At 59.1% G+C, this 6520-nt stretch carries 7 protein-coding genes; all 7 read left to right on the top strand.

Going from position 1 to position 6520, the window contains the following annotated elements; translation table 11 throughout:
- A partial coding sequence (locus QVO43_RS00045; protein WP_369678662.1) for a 4-(cytidine 5'-diphospho)-2-C-methyl-D-erythritol kinase occupies window positions 1–457 on the top strand: 457 nt, incomplete at its 5' end.
- A 6-nt stretch (window positions 458–463) separates the two neighbouring features.
- Window positions 464–1189, top strand: coding sequence for a GntR family transcriptional regulator (locus tag QVO43_RS00040; protein ID WP_022486602.1), 726 nt, complete (start codon window positions 464–466; stop codon window positions 1187–1189).
- Window positions 1189–2001, top strand: coding sequence for a pur operon repressor (gene purR / locus QVO43_RS00035; RefSeq protein ID WP_022486601.1), 813 nt, complete (start codon window positions 1189–1191; stop codon window positions 1999–2001). The genes QVO43_RS00040 and purR overlap by 1 nt, the downstream gene beginning before the upstream one ends.
- 51 nt (window positions 2002–2052) lie before the next feature.
- The gene (ilvA, locus tag QVO43_RS00030; protein WP_022486600.1) at window positions 2053–3267 is read left to right on the top strand and encodes a threonine ammonia-lyase; all 1215 of its coding nucleotides are present in this window, start codon (window positions 2053–2055) and stop codon (window positions 3265–3267) included.
- Window positions 3268–3287: 20 nt separating this feature from the next.
- Complete coding sequence (glmU, locus tag QVO43_RS00025) at window positions 3288–4661, top strand: bifunctional UDP-N-acetylglucosamine diphosphorylase/glucosamine-1-phosphate N-acetyltransferase GlmU (RefSeq protein WP_022486599.1); 1374 nt, start codon at window positions 3288–3290, stop codon at window positions 4659–4661.
- Between the two features lie 142 nt (window positions 4662–4803).
- Window positions 4804–5769, top strand: a complete 966-nt coding sequence (locus QVO43_RS00020) for a ribose-phosphate diphosphokinase (protein WP_022486598.1) — start codon at window positions 4804–4806, stop codon at window positions 5767–5769.
- Between the two features lie 54 nt (window positions 5770–5823).
- Entirely contained in the window at window positions 5824–6438 is a 615-nt protein-coding gene (pth, locus tag QVO43_RS00015) for an aminoacyl-tRNA hydrolase (protein ID WP_022486597.1), read from the top strand.
- Window positions 6439–6520: the final 82 nt, after the last annotated feature.

Here is a 6520-nt window from a genome sequence, read left to right as displayed (position 1 = left end):
TTTCTGTCTGTACGGAGGCACCCAGAGGGCCCGGGGACGGGGGGAAAAAATGACCGTCCTGCCCCCGGTGCCCCGGCTGGATCTGGTCCTGGCCAAACCCCGGAACCTGGGGGTATCCACCGCCTGGGTCTACGGGGAAATGGACCGGACCCCCGGCCGGGTGCCCCTGGATATCCGGGGACTGGAAAATGCCATCCGCCAGGGGAACCGGCAGGGGATCCTGGATAGGATGGGCAACGACCTGGAACGGGTGACGGTGAACCGGTATCCGGTGCTCCAGGAGCTGAAACAGGAACTGACGGCCCTGGGGGCGGAAAAGGCCCTGATGAGCGGCAGCGGCCCTACGGTGTTCGGGATCTTCCCGGACCGGCAGGCGGCGGCCCGGGCGGCAGAATACCTGGCAGGGAGACAGCAGGATATACAACTTGAAGTGGCACATACGGTTGAGGAGGCATAGTTTATTATGGTGCGGCAATTGAAACAGATTCCTTTGGACAATTACAGACCCCTGCGGGATGTGGTGGTGGACAACATCCGCCAGGCCATCATCAGCGGACAGTTCCCGGCAGGGATGCGGCTGATGGAACTTCAGCTGGCGGAAGAGATGGGGGTCAGCCGGACCCCGGTACGGGAAGCCATCCGGAAAATGGAACTGGAGGGCCTGGTGGTGATGATCCCCCGGCGGGGCGCCTATGTGGCGGACATTTCCATCAAGGACATCAACGAAGTGTACGAGATTCGTACGGCCCTGGACGTTCTGGCAGCGGGACTGGCGGCGGAACGGATCGGGGATGACGAGATCAAGGAGATGAAGACCCTGCTGGATGCGGACAAGCCTCTGGTGGCGGCCAAAGATTATCCCCGGATCATCGAAAACGATACGGCGTTCCATGATGTGATCTACAAGGCCAGCCGGAACCGCCGGTGCATGAACATCATCAGCAACCTGCGGGAACAGATCACCGCCATCCGGGGCCGGTCCATGCCTTACCCCGGCCGTCTGGACGATATGATCAAGGAACACCAGGCCATTTATGACGCCATTGCCCAGCGCAGTGTGGACAAGGCCCAGAAGGCGGTGCGGACCCATATGGAAAACGCGGAACGGACCCTGCTGAAGGTCATCGAAGCCAAGGAAAAGGAACACGCTGACCAGAAGGCAGGGAACAAGAAGGAGGGGAATGCATAATGGCACGGATCAAACGACTGGAACGTATTGTGGCACTGACCAAAGAACTGAACGATCATCCTTTTCAGCTGTTTCCTTTCAGCTATTTCTGTGAAAAATTCGCCGTGGCCAAAAGCACCCTCAGCGAAGATGTCCAGACTGTCCGGAACGGGCTGTCCACCTACGATCTGGGAATCATCGAAACCGTGGCGGGAGCCAGCGGGGGGGTCCGGTTCATTCCCTATCATTCTCCTGAAGCAGACAACGAATTCCTCTGGACCCTGGCCAAACGGCTCAACGACCCTGCCCGGCTGCTTCCAGGGGGAATGATCTACATGAACGACCTGCTGTTCGATCCCCAGATTTCCTTCCGGCTGGGGGAAATCATCATGCAGCGGACCCTGGAACTCCAGCCGGACTACATTATGACCGTGGAAGCCAAGGGGATTTCCCTGGCCCTGGCCACTGCCCGTGCCTTCAACATCCCTATGGTGATGGCCCGGAAGGAAGCCCGGATCACTGAAGGCCCGGCGGTTTCCATCAGCTATGTGAGCGGCTCCAGCAAGAAGATCCAGACCATGAGCCTGCCCCGGAAGGCCCTGGCCCCCAAGAGCCGGGTACTGGTGGTGGACGACTTCATGCGGGCGGGGGGCACCGCCCGGGGCATGCAGGAACTGGCGGAAGAAGTGGGGGCCGAAGTGGTGGGCACCTACCTGTTCATTGCCAGCCGGGAGCCGGAAAAGAAGATCGTCAGCGAATATGCGTCCCTGATGACCCTGAAAGGGGTGGATGACGAGACGAAAGCCATCGACATCGTCCCGGAAATGCTGTAACAGATCCATCATATTTTGCCGTACCCAATACCCAAAAAAGGAGAGATTCCCATGACAGACACAACCATCACCCTGGAAACCATCCGGGCTGCCCAGGAGCGGCTGGAAAAGCTGGTCCACAAAACCCCGCTGGAACACAACCATACCTTCAGCACCATTAGTGAGCGGGACGTGTTCCTGAAGCTGGAAAACCTCCAGCGCACCGGGTCCTTCAAGGTCCGGGGGGCTTCCAACTGCATCATGACCCTCAGCGAGGAACAGAAGGCCAAGGGGATCATCGCCGCTTCTGCCGGGAACCATGCCCAGGGGGTGGCCCTGGGGAGCCGGATGGCCCACTGCAAATCCACGGTGGTGATGCCGGAAGGGGCGCCTCTGGCCAAGGCGGAAGCCACCAAAGGCTACGGGGCGGACGTGGTGCTTTACGGAAAGACTTTCGACGAATCCCTGGCCAAGGCCCAGGAGATCCAGAAGGAAACCGGCGCCTATTTTGTCCATCCCTATGACGACCCGGCGGTGATCGCCGGCCAGGGGACCATCGGCCTGGAGATCCTGGAACAGAATCCCTACATCGAAAGCATCGTGGTGCCGGTAGGGGGCGGGGGCCTTCTGGCCGGGATCGCCGCGGCAGTGAAGCAGGTGAACCCCAAGGTGAAGGTGTATGGGGTCCAGACGGAACAGGCTCCGGCCATGTACCTGTGCAAAAAGGAAAACAAATGGGTGACCCACGGGGTGGGCAAGACCATCGCCGACGGGATCGCCGTAGGGATCCCCGGGAAGCTCACCTGGGACCTGATCAACAAATATGTGGACGACATGCTGCTGGTGAACGAAGAGGACATCTGTGCCGCCATGCTGCTGATGCTGGAGAGGGGCAAGATGGTGGTGGAAGGAGCCGGGGCAGCGCCTCTGGCAGCCCTGCTGCACCGCATCGTCCCGGGCAGCGACCGGGCGGCAGCGGTGATCAGCGGCGGGAACATCGACGTGAACACCATTTCCCAGATCATCGAACGGGGGCTGGTGCGCACCGGCCGGCGGGTCCGGATGGTCACCTGGATGGTGGACCGGCCGGGGGAACTGCTGAAGTTCGTCAGCTATCTGGAAGAAATGAAAATCAACATCCTCTACATCAACCACGACCGGGCAGACCGGTCCGTGCCCCTGGGTGTGACCCGGGTGGAACTGGATGTGGAGACCCGGAACGCGCAGCATTCCAAAGAAGTGGCGGATACCCTGCGCAAGGCGGGCTACAAAATTGAACTGCGGTAATTTTTAGGAGGCAAGGAAGAATGGCAGATTTGGCGGCAATTATCCTGGCGGCAGGGAAGGGGACCCGGATGAAATCCAAGCTCCCCAAGGTCCTGCACAAACTGAGCGGCAAGCCCATGCTGGAACATGTGCTGGACGCAGCGGACGAAGCAGGGGCGGACGACAAGATCGTGATCGTGGGCTTCGGTTCCGAACAGGTGACGGAATTTCTGGGGACCCGGGCCCGGGTGGCAGTCCAGGAAGAACAGCTGGGCACAGGCCATGCGGTGCTCCAGGCCCGGGACCTGCTGGGAGATGCAAAAGGGACGGCGCTGATCCTCTGCGGGGATACGCCACTCCTGGAAGGGGAGGAACTGAAGAAGTTCTATGAAACCCATCTGAAAAACGGCGCCGGGGTCAGCGTGCTTACGGCGGAAGCTCCGGATCCTTTCGGCTACGGACGGATCCTCCGGGACGATGCCGGCCAGGTTACCGGGATCGTGGAAGAAAAGGACGCCACCCCGGAACAGCGGAAAATCCGGGAAATCAATACCGGGATCTACTGTGTGGAACTGCCCCTGCTGTTCGACCTGCTGGTGAACCTGAAGAACGACAATGCCCAGGGGGAATACTACCTGACGGACATCCTGGCGGAATGCCTGAAACGGGGCCGCTCGGTGGCCGGGATCAAAACCGGGGATTTCGACATGGTTATGGGGATCAACTCCCGGCGGCAGCTGGCGGTGGCCCAGAAGGTGATGAATGAACGGATCCTGGGGAAACTGATGGACAGCGGGGTCACGGTGATGGATCCTGCCAGCACCTTTGTGGAAAAATCCGTGAAGGTGGGCCGGGATACGGTGCTCTATCCCTTCACCTGGCTGGAAGGGGAAACGGAGATCGGGGAAGACTGCGAAGTGGGACCCCAGGTCCGGTTCACCAATGTGAAAGTGGGGAATGGCACCCATATCCAGTTCGCCTACGCCCATGACTGCCAGGTGGGCAATGGGGTCCATATGGGGCCCTACGACCATCTGCGGCCCAACACGGTGATCGGGGACAAGGTGAAGATGGGGAACTTCGTGGAAGTGAAGAACTCCAATGTGGGAGTGGGCACCAAGCTGCCCCATCTCCAGTATATCGGGGACAGCGACATCGGCAGCGGGGTGAACATGGGCTGCGGCACCATTACCGTGAACTACGACGGGAAGGTGAAGCACCGGACGGTGATCGAGGACGACGCCTTTGTAGGCTGCAACAGCAACCTGGTGGCCCCGGTGACCATCGGCAAAGGCAGCTACATCGCCGCCGGCTCCACCATTACCAAGGATGTGCCGGAAAACGCCCTGGGGGTAGCCCGGGGGAAACAGGTGAACATCCCCGGCTGGGCGGAGAAGTACCGGAATAAGAAATAAAAAAGGGGCCTTGGGCCCCTTTTTTGGCCGCGGCCAAAAATGAGAGGCTGTTGCCTCTCATTTTTTTCCCTTGCCACAAACCTCAATGAGTTGTATACTTTTTAATAGAATTACATTATAAAGCAGTGGGGGTATTGATTGTATGTTGGGTGATAAAACAGGCGAAGACATGGCGATTTTCTCCGGGAACGCCAACCCTGATCTGGCACGTGAAATCGCTGCCTATCTGGGAACTACGGTTGGGGACGCGGTGATCAACCGGTTCAACAACGGAGAAGTCCAGGTCATGATCAATGAAAGTGTCCGGGGCAAGGATGTATTTGTGATCCAGCCCACCTGCGGACCGGCTGTCAACGACAACGTGATGGAACTGCTGATCATGTGCGACGCCTTCAAGAGAGCCAGCGCACGGCACATTACCGCAGTGGTTCCCTTCTACGGCTATGCCCGTCAGGACAGAAAGGCCCGGGGCCGGGAACCCATCACTGCCAAACTGATGGCGGACCTGATGACCGTTTCCGGGATCACCCGTCTGGTGACGGTGGATCTCCATGCAGCCCAGATCCAGGGCTTCTTTGACATTCCTGTGGACCATATGCCCGGGGGCCCGATCCTGGCAGACTATGTGAAGGAAAAAGGCTTTGCACCGGAAGACATGGTGGTGATTTCTCCGGACCTGGGCGGGGTAAGCCGTGCCCGGAACATTGCCAACCGTCTGGAATGCGGCCTGGCCATCATCGACAAGAGACGGCCGGAACCTGGTGTGGCGGAAGTCATGAACCTGATCGGCAATGTGGAAGGCAAGATCTGCATCATGGTGGATGACATTGTGGATACCGCCGGCTCCCTGTGCGAAGGGGCCAAGGCTCTGAAGAAATTCGGCGCCAAGGACATCTACGCCTGCGTAACCCATCCCATCCTGACGGATCCGGCACTGAGTCGTATTGCCCAGTCCGAAATCAAGGAACTGATCGTGACCAACACGATTCCTCTGCCGCCCAACAAAAAGCATCCGAAGATTACCCAGCTTTCTGTGGCTCCGATCCTGGCAGAGACCATCCTGCGGATTTACAACCAGCTGTCCATCAGCCAGCTGTTTGAAATTTAAAGGGTAAAAGGGTGCTGCGGTGCAGCACCCTTTTTGCGTTTATAGGAGAATCTTATGAAACTAGTTGTTGCCCTGGGGAACATCGGGCGGGAATATGCCGGGACCCGGCACAATATCGGGTTCATGACCGCGGACATCCTGGCCAGTAGGTGGGGGGACACGGACGCCTGGCGGAAGGCGGACAATGCCGCTTACCTGGAAAAACGGATGCCGGAAAAATGCTGGGTGATCAAACCCACCACCTACATGAACAACAGCGGGGCGGCAGTGGCGGATTTTGCCAACTTTTACCACATCCCCCCGGAAGACGTGCTGGTGATCCAGGACGACATGGACCTGCCGGTGGGGACCCTGCGGATCCGCCGGAAAGGGTCTTCCGGAGGCCACAACGGCCTGAAATCCATTGAACGGGCCCTGGGGAGCCAGGCCTATCCCCGGATCAAGGTGGGCATCGGCCACCCGGTCCACCAGGAACAGGCGGTGATCAGCCACGTGCTCCATCCCTTCCAGGGAGAGGACAAGGAAAAGATCCAGGACGCCCTGGAACAGGCCGCCGATGCGGTGGAAGCCTGGATGCAGGGAGCCGACGTGGGAGAACTGATGCAGCGGTTCAACAAAAAAGCACCCAAAAAGGCCGCCCATGAAGAAACAAAGGAGAATGCCCAATGATGAAAGTCCGTAAAGCCGTGATCCCGGCTGCCGGGTTCGGTACCCGGTTCCTGCCGGAAACCAAAGCCATGCCCAAGGAAAT

It is taken from the genome of Acidaminococcus sp. CAG:542 (assembly GCF_000437815.1).
Lineage (GTDB): Bacteria > Bacillota > Negativicutes > Acidaminococcales > Acidaminococcaceae > Acidaminococcus.
The sequence above is the reverse complement of the archived record's forward strand: the minus strand, read 5'-3'. Positions and strand labels throughout refer to the sequence as shown.